At 37.1% G+C, this 19,458-nt stretch carries 17 protein-coding genes; 9 read left to right on the top strand and 8 right to left on the bottom strand.

Features of this window, described 5'->3' with window-relative positions; all coding sequences use genetic code 11:
- Positions 1–13: 13 nt before the first annotated feature.
- From CHB58_RS07660 to mutS, 3 genes are read right to left on the bottom strand one after another with little or no spacing between them, the layout of a single operon-like run.
- The gene (locus CHB58_RS07660) at positions 14–1,663 is read right to left on the bottom strand and encodes a sensor domain-containing diguanylate cyclase (protein ID WP_089323518.1); all 1,650 of its coding nucleotides are present in this window, start codon (positions 1,661–1,663) and stop codon (positions 14–16) included.
- Positions 1,664–1,708: 45 nt separating this feature from the next.
- Positions 1,709–2,653: an RluA family pseudouridine synthase gene (locus CHB58_RS07655; protein ID WP_089323517.1), complete on the bottom strand. Its 945-nt coding sequence runs from the start codon at positions 2,651–2,653 to the stop codon at positions 1,709–1,711.
- A gap of 3 nt (positions 2,654–2,656) precedes the next feature.
- Positions 2,657–5,212, bottom strand: coding sequence for a DNA mismatch repair protein MutS (mutS, locus tag CHB58_RS07650; RefSeq protein ID WP_089323516.1), 2,556 nt, complete (start codon positions 5,210–5,212; stop codon positions 2,657–2,659).
- A 434-nt stretch (positions 5,213–5,646) separates the two neighbouring features.
- Between mutS and CHB58_RS07645 the strand changes: the two genes are divergently transcribed.
- The 8 genes from CHB58_RS07645 to hydE are packed head-to-tail and all read left to right on the top strand — an operon-like array spanning position 5,647 to position 13,615.
- Positions 5,647–7,065 (top strand): [Fe-Fe] hydrogenase large subunit C-terminal domain-containing protein, encoded by a 1,419-nt coding sequence (locus CHB58_RS07645; protein WP_089323515.1) that lies wholly within the window; start codon positions 5,647–5,649, stop codon positions 7,063–7,065.
- Positions 7,066–7,089: 24 nt separating this feature from the next.
- Positions 7,090–7,452: an iron hydrogenase small subunit gene (locus CHB58_RS07640; protein ID WP_089323514.1), complete on the top strand. Its 363-nt coding sequence runs from the start codon at positions 7,090–7,092 to the stop codon at positions 7,450–7,452.
- Positions 7,445–8,143 (top strand): cytochrome b/b6 domain-containing protein, encoded by a 699-nt coding sequence (locus CHB58_RS07635; protein ID WP_245807367.1) that lies wholly within the window; start codon positions 7,445–7,447, stop codon positions 8,141–8,143. The genes CHB58_RS07640 and CHB58_RS07635 overlap by 8 nt, the downstream gene beginning before the upstream one ends.
- Positions 8,143–9,561, top strand: coding sequence for an aspartate ammonia-lyase (locus CHB58_RS07630; RefSeq protein WP_089323513.1), 1,419 nt, complete (start codon positions 8,143–8,145; stop codon positions 9,559–9,561). The genes CHB58_RS07635 and CHB58_RS07630 overlap by 1 nt, the downstream gene beginning before the upstream one ends.
- On the top strand, positions 9,536–10,825 hold the full coding sequence (gene hydF, locus CHB58_RS07625; protein WP_089323512.1) for a [FeFe] hydrogenase H-cluster maturation GTPase HydF: 1,290 nt from the start codon (positions 9,536–9,538) through the stop codon (positions 10,823–10,825). The genes CHB58_RS07630 and hydF overlap by 26 nt, the downstream gene beginning before the upstream one ends.
- Entirely contained in the window at positions 10,788–12,254 is a 1,467-nt protein-coding gene (gene hydG / locus CHB58_RS07620; protein ID WP_219350098.1) for a [FeFe] hydrogenase H-cluster radical SAM maturase HydG, read from the top strand. The genes hydF and hydG overlap by 38 nt, the downstream gene beginning before the upstream one ends.
- A complete protein-coding gene (locus CHB58_RS07615; protein WP_089323511.1) occupies positions 12,247–12,531 on the top strand; it encodes a hypothetical protein in 285 nt (94 codons plus the stop codon). Before hydG ends, CHB58_RS07615 begins: the two co-directional genes overlap by 8 nt.
- Positions 12,521–13,615: a [FeFe] hydrogenase H-cluster radical SAM maturase HydE gene (hydE, locus tag CHB58_RS07610; RefSeq protein ID WP_089323510.1), complete on the top strand. Its 1,095-nt coding sequence runs from the start codon at positions 12,521–12,523 to the stop codon at positions 13,613–13,615. Before CHB58_RS07615 ends, hydE begins: the two co-directional genes overlap by 11 nt.
- 5 nt (positions 13,616–13,620) lie before the next feature.
- Here hydE and CHB58_RS07605 read toward each other — a convergent pair whose 3' ends face one another.
- The 3 genes from CHB58_RS07605 to CHB58_RS07595 form a co-directional block, all read right to left on the bottom strand.
- Entirely contained in the window at positions 13,621–13,818 is a 198-nt protein-coding gene (locus CHB58_RS07605; protein WP_089323509.1) for an FmdB family zinc ribbon protein, read from the bottom strand.
- Between the two features lie 204 nt (positions 13,819–14,022).
- Entirely contained in the window at positions 14,023–14,973 is a 951-nt protein-coding gene (locus tag CHB58_RS07600) for an ABC transporter ATP-binding protein (RefSeq protein WP_089323508.1), read from the bottom strand.
- A complete protein-coding gene (locus tag CHB58_RS07595; RefSeq protein WP_089323507.1) occupies positions 14,961–16,742 on the bottom strand; it encodes a hypothetical protein in 1,782 nt (593 codons plus the stop codon). The genes CHB58_RS07600 and CHB58_RS07595 overlap by 13 nt, the downstream gene beginning before the upstream one ends.
- Positions 16,743–16,832: 90 nt before the next feature.
- Between CHB58_RS07595 and CHB58_RS07590 the strand changes: the two genes are divergently transcribed.
- Positions 16,833–17,393 carry a hypothetical protein gene (locus tag CHB58_RS07590; protein WP_089323506.1) on the top strand — a complete coding sequence of 187 codons (561 nt, stop codon included), beginning with the start codon at positions 16,833–16,835 and terminating at the stop codon, positions 17,391–17,393.
- Positions 17,394–17,402: 9 nt separating this feature from the next.
- Here the strand turns inward: CHB58_RS07590 and CHB58_RS07585 are convergent, their stop codons facing one another.
- Complete coding sequence (locus CHB58_RS07585; RefSeq protein ID WP_089323505.1) at positions 17,403–18,590, bottom strand: aspartate aminotransferase family protein; 1,188 nt, start codon at positions 18,588–18,590, stop codon at positions 17,403–17,405.
- A gap of 15 nt (positions 18,591–18,605) precedes the next feature.
- The gene (locus CHB58_RS07580; RefSeq protein ID WP_089323504.1) at positions 18,606–19,448 is read right to left on the bottom strand and encodes a DUF4405 domain-containing protein; all 843 of its coding nucleotides are present in this window, start codon (positions 19,446–19,448) and stop codon (positions 18,606–18,608) included.
- Positions 19,449–19,458: the final 10 nt, after the last annotated feature.

Genomic DNA, 19,458 nt, shown 5'->3' with positions numbered 1-19,458 from the left:
TTTATCATAAAGGTTATAGGGAACAGACTCTACTTCTACCTTCTGCTTTGGCCTTATAAAGGGCCTGGTCTGCCCGTGATATTAGAGAGTCAACAGTATCTCTCGGAATATAGGAAGTAACTCCTGCAGAGATTGTGATTTTTCTTCCTATGCCAAAGTTGTGGTTTTCTATAAGTTTTCTTATTTTTTCTGCAAGTTTAATTGCACCTTCGGTGTCTGTATGAGGAAGGATGATTATAAACTCTTCTCCACCATATCTACCTGCTATATCAGGTTTTCGTGTATTGCTTTTAAGGATTTTAGCAATTTCTTTTAAAACTTTATCTCCGATGAGATGACCGTATGTATCGTTTACTTTTTTGAAAAAATCTATATCAAATATAATTACTGATAAAGGGTTACCATATCTTTCGCATCTTGCTATCTCTTCTTCAAGTCTTTCAAATATTTTTCTACGGTTGTATAGTCCTGTTAATGAATCTGTTTCTGCAAGAATTTTTATTTTTCTGTTTTTTTCTTCAAGTTCTCTCATCACAGTGTTAGCAAGGTGAACAAGCATTTCTATTATTACCGGGTGGATTTTATCGTCATTTGTATCTGTAGAAGATTGCCCAACGTGTATTTTTATTTCCTGTTTTTTCCTTTTGTATGAAGGAAATTTTAATCCTACTGCGGTTAGTGTTTGATTTAAAAGGATAGGCTTTCTATTTAATGTTAAAACTTCTCCGAAAGTTAATCCGCCAGCGTTTTCACATATACTTGAGAAAAGGCTAGTTTCAAGATGGAATTTTTTTCCAAGGAAAGCTTTTCTTACCATACATGGGAAAAGCAATAGTCTATCTGGAAAAAATTTTGCCATTTCCCACCATAGTTTTCGTGCTTCTGAGATGATTTTTCTTTCGCTTCCGACTCCAAAGTATGCAAACTCATTTTCTCTGAAATTTCCGGAGAAAATCATTGAACCATCATCATCAATTCCGATACAGGCTCTTGCTACAAGCTTCCCGTTTCTTCTTACCATTAGAGGAAATGATATTGTTACAACTTCAAGATTATAAAGAGCACTTTTTCCAAGATAGTGGGAGAAAAAGTCAGTAACAGGTCTGTTCTCTATCTCATAAATTTTATTTTTGTAGCATTTTGTTATTTTGAATTTCTTTTTAAAATGGGTCCATCCAAAAGCGTATCCTGTTTTTACTTTTATGTCTCCTTTAAGAGCTAAAAAGATTATGCCTGATGATAGTATTTTATTCTGGGAGAAAACAAATGTTTTATCTTCATCGTCAGGTTTTGATGCAAGCCCGCCTACAATAGGTGCATTGTGATATATAGAGTTGAAATACTTAAAAAAATCTTCTGTGCGTCCTGAAGGATCACTTATGAAAGCTATAATGATTTTTGGCTTGAAGTTTTTAAGATGCTTTGCCGCTGATACTGCTTGTTCTTTGTTAAATTCAGTGGCTTCTGTTACAAGAAATTCAACATCTTTTAGCGGTATGGATAATTTTGATGGTTCAGATGTTAGTATTCCATTTTTTATGTTAGAAGTGGATGTCATTCCAACAATAAATTTGTAATTTTGTGCTTCTTGATTCTGAATAATTTCTTGTATGCTATTTTTTGAAAATAAATTGCAAAAGACTATTGTTCCTTTTTGTTCCACTTTTCTCTGCCCTGGTTTCCAAACTTTTAATATTTTAATTATAGCCTAATTATGTTTATTTGCATAGTCTAATATTTTTCTCATCTTTTTCGGGAGTTCAATCTCAAATTCCATCGTTTTTCCGGTTGATGGATGTTTAAATGAAAGATAGTAAGCACATAAGGCGTGCATGTTAGATTCTTTTATAAGATTTTGAAGCGTTTTATCTTTTATTTTAGAATATTTAAAACCGTAAAGTTCATCTCCAAGTAGTGGATGTCCCATGTTTGACATGTGCACCCTTATCTGGTGGGTTCTACCGGTTTCAAGTTTACATTTTATATCGGAAAAGTTTAGCTGTTCATATTTTTTTAAGACTTTGTAGTTTGTAATGGCTTCTTTTGGGGATGTTGTGTTTGGAGAGAATTTCTTTCTGTTTATTCTGTCTCTCCCAATAGGAAGAACTATTCTGTCTTTTTCTTTTTCAGGGATTCCGTAAATAAGTGCTCTGTAGAATCTTCCTACTGTTCTGTTTTTAAACTGCTCTATAAGAGATTGTTGGGCTTTATCGTTTTTTGCTATCACAAGAAGACCTGCTGTGTCTTTGTCTATTCTGTGGACTATTCCAGGGCGCAGTGTTCCATTTATTCCCTGAAGGTCTCTGCAGTGGAAAAGGAGCGCATTTACTAAAGTCCCGCTGTAGTGTCCTGGAGCTGGATGGACCACCATTCCTGCAGGTTTATTTACAACTATAACATCTTTATCTTCATAGATTACTTCAATGGGTATATTTTCCGGTTTAGCTTCAAGTGGAACAGGTTCTGGAATTTCAAATGCTACAGTTTCTCCCTCTTTCACTTTGTATGCTGGCTTTTTTACTATTTTTCCGTCTACACTTACCTGTCCATCTTCTATCAAAAGCTTTGCCTGATTTCTTGAGATTTCAGCTACTGAAGATATCAACTGGTCAAGTCTTTTTCTGCTGGTTTCCTGGGTTACTTTAAACTCCATAGATTAAACCTTTCTTGAAGCTAATTTTTTAAGTCTTGCCAGAATCATAAGAGCATCAAGGGGGGTGGTTGTTGAGATATCTATAGTTTCAAGTTCTTTCAGGATTTCACTGTGAGGGTAGTTTTCTGGTTCTTTTAATGTAAAAAGAGGAAGGGTATCATCTTTGTTTTTTATGTTTGCCGGGATTTTATTTGTAATGTTGTTCTCCATTGAGAGTAAAAGTTCCTCTGCCCTTTTTATAACCTCTTCAGGAAGTCCTGCCAGTCTGGCAACATGAATCCCGTAAGATTTTTCAGAACTTCCTGGAACAACTTTATGGGTGAATATTATCCTTCCGTTTATCTCTTTAACGGTAACGTGAAGATTAAAAACACCTTCTATCTCTTTTTCAAGCTCTGTTAGTTCGTGATAGTGAGTGGCAAATAGGGTTTTTGCTTTTATTTTTTCTGCTATATATTCCACAACTGCTCTTGCTATACTCATACCGTCAAATGTGCTTGTTCCTCTTCCAATTTCATCAAGTATTAAAAGGCTTCTTTTAGTGGCATTTGAAAGTATGTTTGCCGTTTCAACCATTTCCATCATGAAGGTTGAAAGTCCTCTACTTACGTTGTCAGAAGCTCCCACACGGGAAAATATCCTATCAACTATTCCTATTTTTGCAGATTTTGCGGGAACAAATGAACCTATCTGTGCCATGAGAACGATAAGGGCTGTCTGCCTTAAAAATACTGATTTTCCTCCCATATTGGGACCTGTTACTATAGAAAGAAATGCCGATTCTGCCAGGTTTATACTGTTAGGAATAAAATCTTCTTCTAAAAATTTCTCCAGGACGGGATGCTTGCCCTCTTCTATGGTTATAGAATATCCTGTTGTTATTTCTGGCTTGCAGTAGTTTCTTTCAATTGCCACTTTTGATAGCGAAAGTAAAAAATCTATTAATCCTATTTTTTCTGCTGTTTTCTGAATTCTTTCTGCATTTTTAGTTATAAATTTTCTGAGATTGCTGAATATCTCATACTCTATCTTTTCAATCTTTTCCTTTGCACTTAGTATTTTTTCTTCAAATTCTTTTAATTCTGGAGTTATGAATCTTTCGGCGTTTACAAGGGTTTGCCTTCTTATGTAATCTTCTGGAACAAGATGAAGATTTGGTTTTGAAATTTCTATGTGGTATCCAAAAACGTTGTTAAATTTTATTTTTAGGCTTGCAATTCCTGTTCTTTTACGCTCTCTCTCCTCTATCTGTTTCAGTATCTCTTCTCCCTCTTCGGTTATCTTCCTTAATTCATCAAGCTGTTTATCAACTCCTCTTTTTATTATTCCTCCCTCTCTTGGCGAGAAGGGCGGATTTTCAACGATTACTCTTTCAAGTTCATGGTAGATATCTTCAAGGGTGTCAAAATCTTTTTTTATCTCTTTAAACAGTTTTCCAGAAAGTCCATTTAACAGCTTTTTTAGAGAAGGAAGTTCTTTTATGGAGCGGCGGAATGCAGCAAGGTCTTTGGGAGATGCAATTCCAGAGCTGATTTTTGAGAAAATCCTTTCAATATCGTAAATCTCTTTTAGTATCTTTTCTATTTCGTCTCTTATAAACATTGAAGAGATTAGAGATTCAACAGCTTCAAGCCTTCTATCTATACTTTCTTTACTTTTCAGTGGATGTAAAATTGAAAACTTGAGGAATCTTCTTCCCATACCGGTAGTGGTTTTATCAAGAACACCAAAGAGTGAAAACTCCTTTTTGCTGTTGTGTATGGATTCTGTTAATTCAAGACTTTTACAGGTGAATGGGTCAAGGTATATAAAGTTTTCTTCTACATATCTTCTGGCTTTTTTAAGTTTTGGTTTAAATTCAAGCTGGGTTTCTTCTATAAATTTTTCTATTGATGAAAGGACTTTTAGTTCAGTTTCGTTATTCGATTCTATGTGGAATTTATTTAAAGTTTTAAAAAAGCTTTCCTCTTTTATTTGAATAAAGCTTTCCGGACATATCTGTTTTATCTCTTTGAAAATAGTTTTTACTTTCTCCGGTGCAATGATTTCTTTCGGTTTAAATTTATCTATGATAGAGAGAAGATGCTCTTTATCTGTGGTTGTGAAGAAAACATCTCCAGTTGAAAGGTCAGTCCATGCTATGCTGTATCGCTTTTTTCCAGAAGGGTAAATTGCCATAAGGAATCTTTCCTCTTTTTCATCTTCAAAATAGGTGCCCGGGGTAATTACTCTTATAACTTCCCTTTTGACAATTTTCTTCCCCGGTTTTGGTTCTTCAACCTGTTCACATATCGCAACCTTATAGCCTTTCCTTATCAATTTTTCTATGTAGGGTTCAACACTGTGATACGGAACACCGCACATCGGAACTTTTTCGGTTGATTTTCCAAAATTTCTTGAAGTTAGAGTAATCTCAAGCTCCCTTGCAGCTGTTACAGCATCCTGGAAAAATAGTTCGTAAAAGTCTCCCATCCTAAATAAGAGCAAGGCATCTTTGTGCTTTTCTTTTATTTCAAGATACTGTTTAAGAGCCGGAGTTAGGTTCTTTTTATTTATCATAATTGCTCAACTATCCTGTTAACTCATAGTTTAAGCTTAGCTTTACTGCTTATAGGTATATTATTTTAGGTTAATCGCTTTTGAAAGTCCAGATGCTGCGAGGCTGTTTGAAAAATGGCTATTAACTTTAAGAGATCCTTCGGGCTTTGCCCTCAGGATGACTTTCTTCGTCATTCTGAGGCTGCTTTGCAGCCGAAGAATCTCAATACCTTTTAGAAACAAATGAGAATTTTCAAACACTTTCCAGATGCTGCAGACAATAGTGCTCCGTTATATTAAAAAACCATTAGATAAATCTATCTTATTATCCATTAGTGTGAATATAAAGCAATGTTTGTATGCAGTTTTTGTTACAAAAATATCTTGACATCACACTCAATTTAAATTAAACTTCAAATTAGTTACACTAACTACCTTACAGGGAGGTAAAAGGGATGTCTTTATTCGGTACCAAAAAAATAGCCACCTTTGCACCGCCCAAAGACGCCAGAAAGGGAGGAGGAACATACCTTCCAGGCGAGCTTAAGGGTATTATCAAAATCAATACAGAAAAGTGTGTGGCTTGTGACACATGTAAGCCTCACTGTCCTGCTGAGGCTATTAAAGGTAAGCTTGGAGAGCCTCACGTAATAGATGTTGACAGATGTATCGCATGCGGTCAGTGTCTTGTAAACTGTCCATTCCAGGCTATTGAACAGATGAGCCAGATTGATGAGGTTTCAGCAAAGCTTAGGGACCCTAACACTCTTGTTGTTTTTGCACCTGCTCCAGCTGTCAGGGTTGCTCTTGCTGAAGAGTTTGGTGGAAAAACAGGTGAGCTTACAGTAGGCAGGATGTACAACGCTTTCAAGAAGCTTGGTAACAACGTAAAGATTTACGATATCAACCTTGCTGCTGACCAGACAATCTGGGAAGAGGGGATGGAGTTTATCTGTAAGATTCTTTATCATGTTGTTGGGTTAAAAGAGTGGGAAATTGATGAGGAAACCGCCAAGGCACTTGGTATTGAACCTGTTACGTTGAATCTTGAGTGGTGTGAGCATCATCCTCTTCCACACTTTACAAGCTGTTGTCCTGGATGGATTAGATGGATGGAACTTTATGCACCTGCTGTTCGTCCTCATGTTTCTGGAACAAAATCTCCTCAGCAGATATTTGGTCCTTCAGCCAAAGTATGGGCTGCTGAAAAGGTGTGGAACGTTGACCCAAGAAATGTTTACAATGTGACAATTATGCCATGTACAGCGAAGATATTTGAAGCTTCAAGACCTGAATTTAAGTCTGCGTATAAGTATCTCAAAGAGCATGGAATTATTCCTGAAGATACTCCTGAGTTTCCAGATGTTGATGCTGTTCTCACAACAAGAGATATGGCGGAACTTCTTAGAAGAAACGGTATCAATCCTCTTGAAATGCCAGAAGAGCTTGAAAATCCTGAACCTACAGAGATTTACACAGGTGGTGGAACAATCTTTGGAACATCTGGTGGTGTTACTGAAGCTGCTCTTCGTATGGCTTACTTTGTTCTTTCAGGTCAGGAGCCGCCTAAATGGGATATCTATCCTGTTCGTGGTTATACAACAGGTATAAGAGAGACAGTTATTCCTATTCCGGTTAAGATGCTTGGTGGGAAGACATTTGATCTTCATGTTTGTGTTGTAAACGGTGCAAGAAATCATCTCCCTCAAATTGTAAATGAGGTCCTTGAAGGAAAATCAAAATTCCACTGGATAGAGGTTATGAACTGTCCAGGCGGTTGCGTTGATGGTGGTGGACAGCCTGTTAACGGAATGGGAACAGGCTGGATAGACGGACTATTCCCGATTCCAAACGAAGTTTTCAAAAGTGTTTAATCAAAATAACAGGAGGTAAGGGATATGGCTAAAAAGCAGTTGCCTTACAAGTATGAAGAGGGTCCCGCTTCTATGGTTGTTTCAAGAAGGGGCTTTATGAAGGTTACAGGTATCCTTGCTCTTTTTATAGCTTTTGGAAAGGCTGTTATCTCATTTTTCTATAGCAAAAGACATGATTTCCTTACATCAAGACAGGAAGGTCTTTACAAGGATGATAAAATCCATCAGAGGAAGGGACTTGCTGCTTCTCAGCAAAACCCTACGGTTAAAGCCTACTATGAGGAGTTTGGCGAGTATCCTTTAAGCGAGAAATCTCACCATCTTTTACACACTCACGGTTACTATGCAAGATGGCAACTAGGAAAAGGGGAGGTGCACCATGGATAACAGCTACATGAATAAAGTTCTAAAGTTTCCTCTTCCTAACAAAATTTTTCACAACATTAACGCTATAACATGGTATATTCTTCTTATTACCGGTTTGATAGCTTACTTTAAACTTGCTTCACCTCAAACGATGGCTTTGATGATGAAGATTCACATCTGGACGGCTGTTATTTTTACGTTAAACTTTATTGCATTTGTGTTTATAACACCTCATAGATTTTATATGATGCTTGATAGACTTTTTACATGGGATAAAGATACAATTGCATGGTTTAAGAACTTTGGTGGATATCCGAGGATGCTTGGAATTCCTTTTGGTCCTGAAGAGGTTGCTCCGCAGGGTAAGTACAATGCTGGACAGAAGCTCAGTTATCCTATGTTTATTTTCTTTGTGCTTATTTTGATTGTTACAGGTTGGGGACTTTTCTTCTTTAAGCACGCTTTAGGAAAAGGACTTTTTACTGTAATGTTTTATGTTCACGTGTGGGGTTCAATCCTTGTTAGTGCTATGGCTACATTTGGTCACGTTCCTCTTGCTCTTATTCACCCTGATGATGTTAAAGCTATGTTCAGATTTGGTCCAGGAACTGTGCCTATTGAAGTTGCGGCCCACCACAACCCTAAATGGGTAGAAAATGAGATAGTTGAAATTGACCATCCGAAAGATATTCCCGGGGGTCACCATCACTGATGGATTTTAGGATAGAGAAAGATTTTTTAGGTGAAGTTAAAATTCCCGCCGAGCGTTACTACGGTATCCATACCGCCCGCTCGGCGGGAAATTTTCGTTTATCAGGATACAAAGTTCCTTTTGAGCTTATAAAAGGTTTTGCAATTGTAAAAAAAGCTGCTGCCATTACGAATGGAAGGCTCGGTTATATTGATGAATTATTGGTTAGTGCCATAGTTAAAGCTTGTGATGAAATAGTTTCTGGAAAGTTTCAGGAAGATTTTATTGTTGATGCTCTTCAAGGTGGTGCAGGCACATCAACAAACATGAATGTAAATGAGGTGATAGCAAATAGGGCAAACGAGATTTTGGGATACGAGAAAGGTAAGTATTATCCTGTTCATCCCCTTGAACATGTTAACCTTCATCAATCAACAAACGATACCTATCCAACCGCTTTAAAGATTGCTGTTCTTTTTCTTCTGCAGAGTCTCAGTGAAAATATTGCACAGTTTCAGGGGGTTTTGCAGAGGAAAGAGAAAGAGTTTGCTTCTATTTTGAAGATAGGAAGAACTGAGCTTCAGGAAGCCGTTCCTATAACCCTTGGCAGGGAGTTTTCCGCATTTGCCGATGCTGTTTCCCGGGACAGGTGGCGGGTGTGGAAAGCGATGGAGAGAATAAGATTTTTAAATATTGGTGGAACAGCGATAGGAACGGGGCTTGCTGCACCTAAAGATTACATCTTTGAGGTTGTTGAAGTTTTAAGGGAGCTAACAGGTTTGAATATCTCCCGTCATGAAAATCCTGTATCCGTAACAGCGTTTGCCGATGATTTTGTTGAGGTTGCAGGTATTCTTGATGCTTATGTTTCAAATCTTTTTAAGATAGCTAACGATCTAAGATTGATGAACTTTTTAAAAGAGGTTAAACTGAAGCCTGTTCAACCTGGTTCTTCCATAATGCCGGGAAAAGTTAATCCTGTGATTATGGAAGCTACCATCCAGGTTGCTATGAAGGTTAGAAGCAATTTTACCACTGTTAGAGAGTGTGCTTCGTATGGCACATTTCAGATAGTTGAGTTTATGCCGCTTCTTGCTTTTTCCATGATTGAATCTTTAAAGCTTCTTATAAATGCTACCTCTATGATTTCATCTCATCTTGAGGATATAAAAGCAGTGCCTGAAAGGTGTGAAGAGTATTTTTCAAAAAGCTTTTCCCTTGTAACAGCACTTTTGCCGTTGATAGGATATGAAAAAGCGACTGAGATTGTGAAAGAGATTGGGGAAAGGGGTATTTCTGACATAAAAGGATTTTTAAAAGAAAACCTTGGAGAGAAAGTTGTTGAAAAGTTTCTTTCTCCGGAATACCTTAATTCATTAGGATATGATGAAGATGAGTTAGAGGAGTTTTTTAATGATAACAACCCCGAAGGGTCTTAGGCTCCATATCGGAGTTTTTGGCAGGACAAACGTTGGAAAGTCAAGCCTTATAAATCTTCTTACAGGACAGGAAGTTTCTATCGTTTCTGATATTCCCGGCACTACCACAGATGTTGTTGAAAAGGCGATGGAGATACTGCCTGTGGGGCCTGTTCTTTTTCTTGATACTGCAGGTGTTGATGATGAGTCTCTTCTTGGGAAGGAGAGAATCAGAAAGGCTATGGAGATTTTAAAAAGGTGTGATGTGGCAGTTCTTGTTGTTGAACCTGATGTTTTTACCGATTTTGAGAAATCTCTCATTGAGAAATTTAAAGAGAGAAAAATTCCGTATGCCATTGTTGTAAATAAAGTGGATACTAAAAAGCCGTCTGAAGCGTTTCTTGAAAGTTTAAAGAAGTTTAATGTTCCTGTAATGGAACTTTCTGCTTCATCAGATACCAGAGAGATAGCTCTTTCCAAGTTTAAAGAGATTCTAATAAAGATAGTTCCTTCGGAGTTTTTAAAAGAGCCTCAACTTGTTGGGGATTTGTTGCCACCAGGAGGTATTGCTGTTCTTGTTGTTCCTATAGACCTTGAAGCTCCTAAAGGTAGGCTGATACTGCCCCAGGTTCAAACTATAAGAAATATTCTTGATAGCGATGCTGTGGCTGTAGTTGTTAAGGAGAGGGAGCTTCCTTTTATCCTATCCGTTTTAAGCAGAAAACCTGATGTTGTTATATGTGATTCACAGGTTGTTATGAAAGTGGCAGGTGATGTTCCAAAAGATGTGAAATTGACAACGTTCTCAATCCTTTTTTCCCGTTTGAAAGGAGATATAACTGAGTTTGCAAAGGGACTTGCAGCTATTAAAAATCTTCAGGAAGGGGCAAAAGTTCTGATTGCAGAATCCTGCACCCACCATCCGATAGAAGATGATATAGGAAGAGTGAAAATTCCAAGATGGATAAGGCAGTTTACAGGGTTGAAAAATGTAGAGTTTCATCATCACGCAGGAAGGAGTTATCCTGAAGATCTTTCAGAGTATGATGTTGTTGTTCACTGTGGTGCCTGTACCTTAAACAGAAGAGAGATGCTATCAAGAATAGAACTTGCAAAAAGAGCGGGAACGCCGATAACAAACTACGGAATGACAATATCCCTTACGCAGGGAGTAGTGGAAAGAGCCCTTGAGCCGTTTCCTTCGGCGTTAAGGGCTTATAGAAACGTGATTAAAAGGAGGAAGAAAAATGTTTCAAGAAGAGGCTGTAAAATCCTGGATATCTAACGTGATAAAGCCTGAACAGTATGAAAAATATATGGAAAATGGAAAGGATTTTATAAATGATGAGGAGATATGGGAGAAGCTTAAAGCGAACAGAAATCCCGAACCTCAAAGAATAAGGGAAATAATAGCTAAGGCTCTTGACCTTGAACGACTTGAACCTGATGAGACTGCAGCTTTATTACATGTTGAAGATGAAGAGCTATGGCAGGAGATTTTTGAAGCTGCTGGGAAAATAAAAGAGAAAGTTTATGGAAGAAGGGTTGTTACTTTTGCACCACTTTATGTTTCAAACTACTGTGTTAATGATTGTGAATATTGTGGGTATAGGGTTTCAAACGATAAAGTTAAGAGAAAAAGGCTTACTCTTGATGAATTAAGAGAAGAGGTTAAAGCTCTTGTAAAGCAGGGGCAGAAACGGCTTATTATGGTTTACGGAGAGCATCCGGCCTCAGATGTTGAATTTATAGCAGAAACTCTTAAAGTTACTTACGAAACAAAGGTTGGAAATGGAGAGATACGAAGGGTTAACGTAAATGCTGCTCCGATGTCTGTTGAGGATCTTGAACTTTTAAGAGATATAGGGATAGGAACTTATCAGGTTTTTCAGGAAACCTATCACCATGAAACTTATAAAAAACTTCACAGAGGATTGAAAGCTAATTATCAGTGGAGACTTTACTCTTTACACAGGGCGCAGGAAGCAGGAGTTGATGATGTGGCGATAGGTGCTCTTTTTGGCCTTTACGATTGGAGATTTGAAGTTATGGGGCTTCTATACCACGCTATAGACCTTGAAAAGAGGTTTGACGGTGTTGGTCCTCACACGATTTCCTTCCCGAGGCTTGAGCCTGCTGTGGGCACACCGTTTTATGAGAAGCAGAAAAATTATCTTGTAAGTGATGAAGATTTTATGAAACTGGTTGCTGTTATAAGACTTTCTGTTCCTTATACGGGAATGATTCTTACAGCAAGAGAGCCGGCTCATGTGAGAGAGAAGGTTTTACCCCTTGGTGTTACTCAGCTTGATTTTGGAACAAATATAGGTGTAGGTTCTTACAGCAAAGGTGCTTTTGACCCTGAAAAACAGCAGTTTCTTATAAATGATGACCGTTCTCTTGATGAAGGTATAAGGTGGCTTGCTTCAAAAGGCAAGATACCAAGCTTTTGCACTGCAGGTTACAGGTGCGGTAGGACCGGTAACTATTTTATGGATGTTGCAAAAAAGGGAAAGGTTCACCATCTCTGTATGCCAAATGCTATTTTGACATTTAAGGAGTATCTTCTGGATTATGCTTCTCCAGAAACAAGGAAAGTTGGAGAAGAGCTTATAAGGAAGGAGCTTGAAGCTATTACCCATCCGGAGCTCAAGAAGATTGTTAAAGAGTATCTTGAAAGAATAGAGAAAGGAGAGAGGGACCTTTATGTGTAACAAAGGTTCATTAACCAGAGAGTTTGTTGTTGAGAAGTTTAAAGAGATTGAAAAAGTTATAGGAAAAAAGTATCCGACAGTTGCTGTTGCTCTTTGTGAGCTTCTTGGAAGGAGATGGTCGTTTTTAACCGGTGTTCCAGACAGGATTGTTTATCCTTTTGTTGGCAGGGTTGAGATTGGTGATAGGTATGGAGTTTCTGTTTTTGATAAATCTCCTGACATAAAAAGGTATGAAGAGATAGCTTTTTTGATAGAGGAGTTTTTCAGTGGAACTTAGTGATGAGAGAGTTTTAGAGGAGCTTTCTCTTAGTGGGGTCAGCTCCTCTTTAATTTCCCTTGCAGATGTTGTAAGAAAGCAGAGTGTTGGGGAGTTTGTCTATTTCAGGGGTTTAATAGAGATTTCAAATATATGTAATAAAAACTGTTTTTACTGTGGTTTAAGAAAAGATAACCTTAATCTTAAAAGATATGCTATGACAGAGGATGAAGCGGTTGAGATAGCTGTTTCAATGTATAGGTCCGGTCTTACTTCTCTTGCTCTTCAATCTGGAGAGGTAAAAAGTGACAGATGGGTGGAGAAGCTGGTTTCCATTGTAAGAAGGATAAAAGAGGAAACAAAAAAGATAGATATTGAGAGTGGTAAAGAACCTGAGGGAGCGGGGATAACGGCTTCTTTCGGTGAGCTTGAAAAGGAACATTATGAAGAGCTGTTTAAAGCTGGAGCGCACAGGTATCTTTTAAGAATTGAATCATCAAACAGAGAGCTTTTTTACAAGCTTCATCCTGAAGACAGTAACCATTCTTACGAAAACAGAATTAAATGTCTTGAGTGGCTTAAAGAGATAGGATATCAGGTTGGGACAGGTGTTCTTATAGGGGTTCCTGGCCAGACAGAAAAAGATCTTCTTAATGATATTAGATTTTTTCAAAGTTTTGATGTTGATATGGTTGGAATGGGTCCCTATATAGAACACAGGAATACTCCTTTATATGTGTGGCACAGGAAAGAGATAGAAAGTAAAGGGTTTTACAGAAGGGCTTATGAGTTAACGATAAAAATGATAGCAATTACCCGTATAATTATGGAAGATATAAATATGGTTGCTTCCACCGCTCTCCAAAGTGTTCCTGGTTGTGAAAACTCTCTTGAAATGGGGATTATTGCCGGTGCAAATGTTGTTATGCCAACTTTTACTCCTCCTGATGTTAAAAGTTCCTACAATATTTACAATAAAAGAAGGAATCTTTCCCTTAAAGAGATGGTTGAAAGAATTGAAAAAGCTGGTTATACTCCTGTTCTTGACAGGTGGGGAGACCCAAAACACTTTTTAAAAAGAGAGGGGAAACCTTCCCCTGTTTAGAAAGCTCAGCCAAATGGTGAGCAGGAAGATGTTCCAGATATTTTACCTTCACCACTGCCTTTTACACCGCACGCTGAAATCTTCTTTTTCACATTTTTAGAATCGCAGAAAGGGCATTTTACTTCATCAATTTTTGAGGCGGAAATGAGAAATTTTTCAAATTCCTTTTGACAGTCTTCACACTTAAACTCATATACAGGCATAGCTCCTCCAAATCTAAATATTAGTATGAATATAATATGAAAATATTTCCATGTTTTGTCAATATTCTGGAGAGAGTGTTTGAAAATTCTCATTTGTTTCTAAAAGGTATTGAGATTCTTCGGCTGCAAAGCAGCCTCAGAATGACGAAGAAAGTCATCCTGAGGGCAAAGCCCGAAGGATCTCTTAAAGTTCATAGCCATTTTTCAAACGGCCTCATATTCTGGAAAGAAACAGCGGACAGTTCTTTTTTCTATCTGTTTCAGTGGGGGAAGTTCTCTCTGGCAGACTTCCTTTCTTTTTGAGCATCTTGGATGAAACGGGCAGCCAGAAGGTCTTGATTTTATGTCCGTAACATTTCCAGGGATTACCGGCAGTTTCCTTTTCCCTTTACCTTCTACTTTTGGAATGCATTCAATAAGTCCTTTTGTATATGGGTGGTATGGTTTTTTTATAACTTCTCCAGTTTCCCCTGATTCCATCACAAATCCTGCATACATAACGGTGATGGTATCCGCTATAGTTTCAATAACCTCAATATCGTGGGATATAAAGATTACACCTGTGTTTTTGTTTTTAGATAAATTTTTTAAAAGCTTGATGATTTTGTGCTCTGTTTGTTTGTCAAGGGCTGTGGTTGGTTCATCGGCGATGATAAAATCTGGATTACACGACAGTGCCATGGCAATCATTGCCCTTTGTTTCATTCCTCCTGACAGATGGTGGGGGTAACTTTTGTAAACAGTTTCAGGTTCTTTAATTTCAACTTCTGAAAGCAGGTTTATAATTGTGTCTTTTAAGTTTTCTTTCTTTTCTTCATGAAATATTATTGCTTCTTTTATCTGCTCTCCAATTGTTAAAAGAGGATTAAGGGATGCTGCCGGGTCCTGGAATATTATGGATACGGTTTTCCAGCGGATATTTTTATTAAACTCTCTCTCTTCAAGCTCGTATATATCCCTTCCATTTACTTTAACAGTTCCAGATATTTTAAGACTTTCAGGGATAAGCTTGAGAATAGAAAGAGCTGTTATGGACTTACCGCTTCCGCTTTCACCTATTATTCCTAAGATTTCTCCTTTTCTGACTGAGAGTGAAACATTTCTGACGATGTAGAAGTTTTCTACTTTTATACTGAGGTTATCTATTTCAAGCATTTTATCTCTATCCAGTAGGAACTGTTTGAAAACATAACCTTATCAATGTAAAGTTTTTCTGTTTTTAAAGTGTACCCTGATTCCTCTTTTGCTGCAAGATAGTGGGAAATGATTTTTGGGACTGTTCCCAGGAAAAATCCGTTTTCATCTTTAAGAGTGTATGTAACCGGTGTTTCAGGATTTAAGACTTCGTGGGTTAAAACTATTTTTCCATCGTTTTTTATAAGTCTTTCCCAGTTGGGTCTGTATATTCTTTCCGTTTTTACAGGAAAGACGTATCTGTCAGTTGTTGCAAAGAAGTGGTGAAAATTCTCAACTTTTCTTAGTTTTAGTAGAAAATCAAGAAGTTCTTTGTTCCCTGCCACTCCGTCAAGTCTTATCTCTCCTGCTGTTTTAAGTGCATATATTCCCAGAATATACCAGATATTATACTTTTCTAAACTTTCTCTGATTTTGTTCCCTGAGGCTTTGAAAAATATCGGATTTTCACTCCAGATAGATTCCATAAGAGAAAATATTGTTGATATACTTTCAGGAGAGAAAACGAAGTTTTTTATCTCTTTGAGTAAGGTGTTTCTTCTTATTACCGATTGTTTTCTTGATATAAGCCGAGATAGAAGCCATTTTTTATTTATTCTTCTGGAAAGCTTATCAAGAGCTTTTCTCTCAAGAAACCAGTTTATGTAAATTCTTATACTTTCCTCTTCCTCGTCTATAACTATTTCCATATAAGGCCTGAACGTTTTTTTATTTAAAATTTCTTTTACTATCGTTTTCAATGTTTTCTGAACTGTTGCTATCAGTTTCTGCTGGTCTGTTTTAAACGGTGTTTTGTAACTTATCTCAATTTTAAGCTCTATTCCGTCAACAATCTCTTTTGCTACAGGGACTATTAAAACTTTATTTTCCGGAACTATTTCGTAATTTGTGTATGCAAGGCGTACCGGAAACGATTCTTCAATGGATTGAGATATTGTTTCAAGGATGGATACGATTACTGAATTGTCTTCCTTGTTTTTTATATCAAGAAGTTTTTTGTATTTTATTTCCAGGGGTGGTTTATGTGTGTCGGATAAATCTGTTTTTACCGGGCTTAACTGCAGTTTGCCGAGTTTTTCCCATATTAGTATGTCTATATCCTCTTCAAGAGGCGTAAATGTGTTTACTTCATCCAGGGAATCATATCCGATAGAAAATGCTGCATCTCTTATTCTTTTTGCTTTCAGGAATTGATTGAGCTCTTTTTTGCTTAAGTTCCAGAAAGTTTCATCTATGTGCAAGAATTCTCCCTCTACCGGGAAGTAATAGTTTCTGTAAGCTTCGGATAAAAATTTGTAACTGTTAATCTTTTCTTCTTTTTCAAATAAAATCAACTGGATATCAACAGATTTAAAATGTTTGTTTCCGGCAACAAGGAGGGAAGGGGACTTGGGGAATCGGGAACGAAAAATTTTGATTTTCTCGTTAATAAATGTTTCATTAAGGAAATTTATTCCAGGTTTTTTTATCTGGTCCGGGTAGATGGAAAAGAGCATTAAAATACGATTTTCAGGCTTTAAAAATTTTTCCGTTTTTATGGGAATACCTGTTTTTCCTGAAATGTACATAGTAAATGGAAATGCACACGGGTCTGCCGGGTACAGGGCGTCTATTTTAATTTTTAATCTTTCGATTCTAAGAATAAAGTTATCCAGAGCTTCAATTATATCTGCTTGAGAAACCTTATCTGTTTTGTAGATAGGTTTGTATGTGCAATTTCCTGTTTTCATTCTCTTACCTGAGTCTTTATTGTTTATAGTAAATATAGTAGTTTGTTCTATGAAAGAGTATAATATAGTGGCAAGTGGAGAGGTTAAAAAATGGTTTTGAAAGGGAAGTTTACCACATACAACGAGTTTTTTGATTTAATTAAGCTTATTACTCAAATGCGTATGACTGTCAGTATTCTTCTTTTAAATGGAAAAGCAGGGAAGGAGTTATTTATAGCTTTTGAAGACGGGAAGCTTGTTGATATTTACAGTAATTCTGAAGATACCGTTTTACTTGACTTTAACTTTTCTAACGGCAAAGTTGGACAGATGAATTATATCAAAGGGATTCTATTCTCTTTCCTTATAGACTTTGAAAATGTAAATTTTGAAACAGTTGTTAGAAAAAAGAGAAGGAAGTTGAATATTGGAGGATTTGAGGCACTTTTTCTTGATGTTGTGAGAGAGTTTGATGAGATAGGAAGATTTCCAGAAAACAGGAAGGTTACTGTTGAAAGCAAAAAACTAACTTCTCCTGAGAAAGAGGAGATTATTTTGGCCGGTTATCTTTTAGAAGGATATACCCTGTATCAGAGTCTTTTTTCTTCTGGAAATGTTAAAGATTTTTTTAAAGCGTTTAATAATCTGACTGAAAAAGGTGTGCTAAAGTAGGGAGAGACCCTAAGAAAGAGTCTCTTTTATAGATTCTTTAAGAATTTCAATTCCTTCGTCTATTTCCTGTTGTGTTATTGTAAGAGGTGGCACAAGCCTTAAAACGTTTTCCCCTGTAACATTTATAATCAGGCCGTTTTTAAGGGCTTTTTCAACAAGCTTTTTCCCGTCAATCTTAAGAATAGCTCCTATCATTAATCCTATTCCTCTTATTTCAGAAATTGTTCCCTGAAGTTCATTTTTAATTTCTTTAAGCTTTTCTGTTAAATATTTTCCCTTGGCTTCAACATTTTTTAAAAATTTTTCATCGGAGATAATTTCCATAACTTTTACACCTGCTGCTGTGGAAAGGAAGTTGCCACCAAAGGTTGATGCGTGAAGTCCCGGTTTTAAGATTTGTGATGTTCTTTCGTTTGTTACTATTGCTCCTATCGGCACTCCGTTGCCGAGGGCTTTTGCAAGGGTCATAACATCAGGTTCAACACCGTAGTGCTGGTATGCAAAAAGCTTTCCTGTTCTTCCAATTCCTGTTTGAACTTCATCAAATATCAAAACAGCGTCGTAATTGTTGGCAAGATTTCTTAGCTCTTTAAGAAACTCTTTTTCTGCAGGAATTATTCCACCTTCTCCCTGTATCGGTTCAACTATTATTCCGCAGGTTTTTTTACTGATAATTTTTTTTACAGAATCTATGTTATTAAACTCTGCAAACTTTACGTCCGATAGCATTGGACCGAAACCTTCATTATACTTGCCCTGTCCTGTTACAGATACGCTGGCAAATGTCCTTCCGTGAAATGAGTTTTTGAAGGCAATAATTTCGTAACCTTTTTTCCCTCTTTCAAATGCATATCTTCTTGCAAGTTTTATAGCTCCTTCGTTTGCTTCTGCACCACTATTGCAGAAAAAAACTTTACTTCCGAAAGAGTTTTCACATATAAGCTTTGCGAGTTCTGCCTGCGGTTTGATGTGAAACAGATTTGATGTATGGATTAATGTTTTTGCCTGTTTGCAGATTGTTTCGGCTATCTCTTTGTGGGAGTGCCCGAGATTGCATACAGCTATTCCGGCTAAAAAATCAAGATACTTTTTACCATTTTCATCGTAAAGGTAGCATCCCTCCCCTTTAACAAAAGAGATCGGATATCTATTGTAAGTTTTCATTACATAGTTTTCTGTCATTTCATGTGTGTTCATACTTCCTCCAAAACTTTAATTACATCCGCTGCAGCCACTACATCCACCTTTACTGTGGATTATAGATAGAATAACAGATGGGGCAGTATTGTAATTGATTGCAATCTGTTTGAGGGTGTGGTCTCTGTTGGCTTTAATTCCGACAAGAGATAGCTTCCTAATAATTTCCTCTTCACTCATATTAAGTTTCTTTGCAAGGCTTGAGATAGTTTCTTCTCCAATATTGTCAGCAAGTTCAGGACATGATGATGCTATCTGAACAGGACCTTTTGGAGAGATTTCAACAAGGGTTTTATATATGTCAACAGGCCTTACACTGTTCATATCTGCTATCTCTTTAAGGTTCTGATAGAGAGAAACCACTTTTATTCCTTTGTAGTTAAGAAATCCTGCAGCTCTTGTAGGGGGTATTTCAAGAAGTTCAGCAATTTTTATAAGAGGATACATTTCTGCATGGGGGGCTGGAGGTTTAAGTTCACCTTTTGCCCACATGGCTTTAAAATCGTTGCCTATTTCAATAACTTTTTTAAACGGAGGAATACCCATAACCGTTCCGGCACAGAGCAACGCAGACAGAGCGGTTGATATTGCGAAAGGTTTTGATATAAAAACATCTTTTTTTGATTTTATGTAGCAAATAATACTGTTCCAGTTTAAAACGGTGTGCCAGATACCAAAAAATATTAAAAGAAATCCAAAAATTATGTGAAGGTCATCCCATTGGGTTTTGTCAAGGCCTAAAAAAGCCCAGTTAATCCAGTAGGCTGTGCTTCCATGTGGCATAACGTAAAGAACTATTCCTGTTATAGTTTCTACAATGAAACTGTAAAGAAGTAGTAAACTTATGTATTTTTTCATAGATTCTCCT

Origin of the sequence: Desulfurobacterium atlanticum (genome assembly GCF_900188395.1) — a bacterium.
GTDB classification, from domain to species: Bacteria; Aquificota; Aquificia; order Desulfurobacteriales; family Desulfurobacteriaceae; genus Desulfurobacterium_A; species Desulfurobacterium_A atlanticum.
The sequence above is the reverse complement of the archived record's forward strand: the minus strand, read 5'-3'. Positions and strand labels throughout refer to the sequence as shown.

Excerpts from the sequence above, each read along its gene's own strand:
- CHB58_RS07615 (WP_089323511.1), top strand. The coding sequence starts at position 12,247 with ATGTGTAACAAAGGTTCATTAACCAGAGAGTTTGTTGTTGAGAAGTTT.
- CHB58_RS07585 (WP_089323505.1), bottom strand. The coding sequence starts at position 18,590 with ATGAACACACATGAAATGACAGAAAACTATGTAATGAAAACTTACAAT.
- CHB58_RS07605 (WP_089323509.1), bottom strand. The coding sequence starts at position 13,818 with ATGCCTGTATATGAGTTTAAGTGTGAAGACTGTCAAAAGGAATTTGAA.
- CHB58_RS07635 (WP_245807367.1), top strand. The coding sequence starts at position 7,445 with ATGGATAACAGCTACATGAATAAAGTTCTAAAGTTTCCTCTTCCTAAC.
- CHB58_RS07640 (WP_089323514.1), top strand. The coding sequence starts at position 7,090 with ATGGCTAAAAAGCAGTTGCCTTACAAGTATGAAGAGGGTCCCGCTTCT.
- CHB58_RS07645 (WP_089323515.1), top strand. The coding sequence starts at position 5,647 with ATGTCTTTATTCGGTACCAAAAAAATAGCCACCTTTGCACCGCCCAAA.
- CHB58_RS07580 (WP_089323504.1), bottom strand. The coding sequence starts at position 19,448 with ATGAAAAAATACATAAGTTTACTACTTCTTTACAGTTTCATTGTAGAA.
- CHB58_RS07630 (WP_089323513.1), top strand. The coding sequence starts at position 8,143 with ATGGATTTTAGGATAGAGAAAGATTTTTTAGGTGAAGTTAAAATTCCC.
- CHB58_RS07595 (WP_089323507.1), bottom strand. The coding sequence starts at position 16,742 with ATGAAAACAGGAAATTGCACATACAAACCTATCTACAAAACAGATAAG.
- mutS (WP_089323516.1), bottom strand. The coding sequence starts at position 5,212 with ATGATAAATAAAAAGAACCTAACTCCGGCTCTTAAACAGTATCTTGAA.
- hydF (WP_089323512.1), top strand. The coding sequence starts at position 9,536 with ATGATAACAACCCCGAAGGGTCTTAGGCTCCATATCGGAGTTTTTGGC.
- CHB58_RS07590 (WP_089323506.1), top strand. The coding sequence starts at position 16,833 with ATGGTTTTGAAAGGGAAGTTTACCACATACAACGAGTTTTTTGATTTA.
- CHB58_RS07655 (WP_089323517.1), bottom strand. The coding sequence starts at position 2,653 with ATGGAGTTTAAAGTAACCCAGGAAACCAGCAGAAAAAGACTTGACCAG.
- CHB58_RS07600 (WP_089323508.1), bottom strand. The coding sequence starts at position 14,973 with ATGCTTGAAATAGATAACCTCAGTATAAAAGTAGAAAACTTCTACATC.
- hydG (WP_219350098.1), top strand. The coding sequence starts at position 10,788 with ATGTTTCAAGAAGAGGCTGTAAAATCCTGGATATCTAACGTGATAAAG.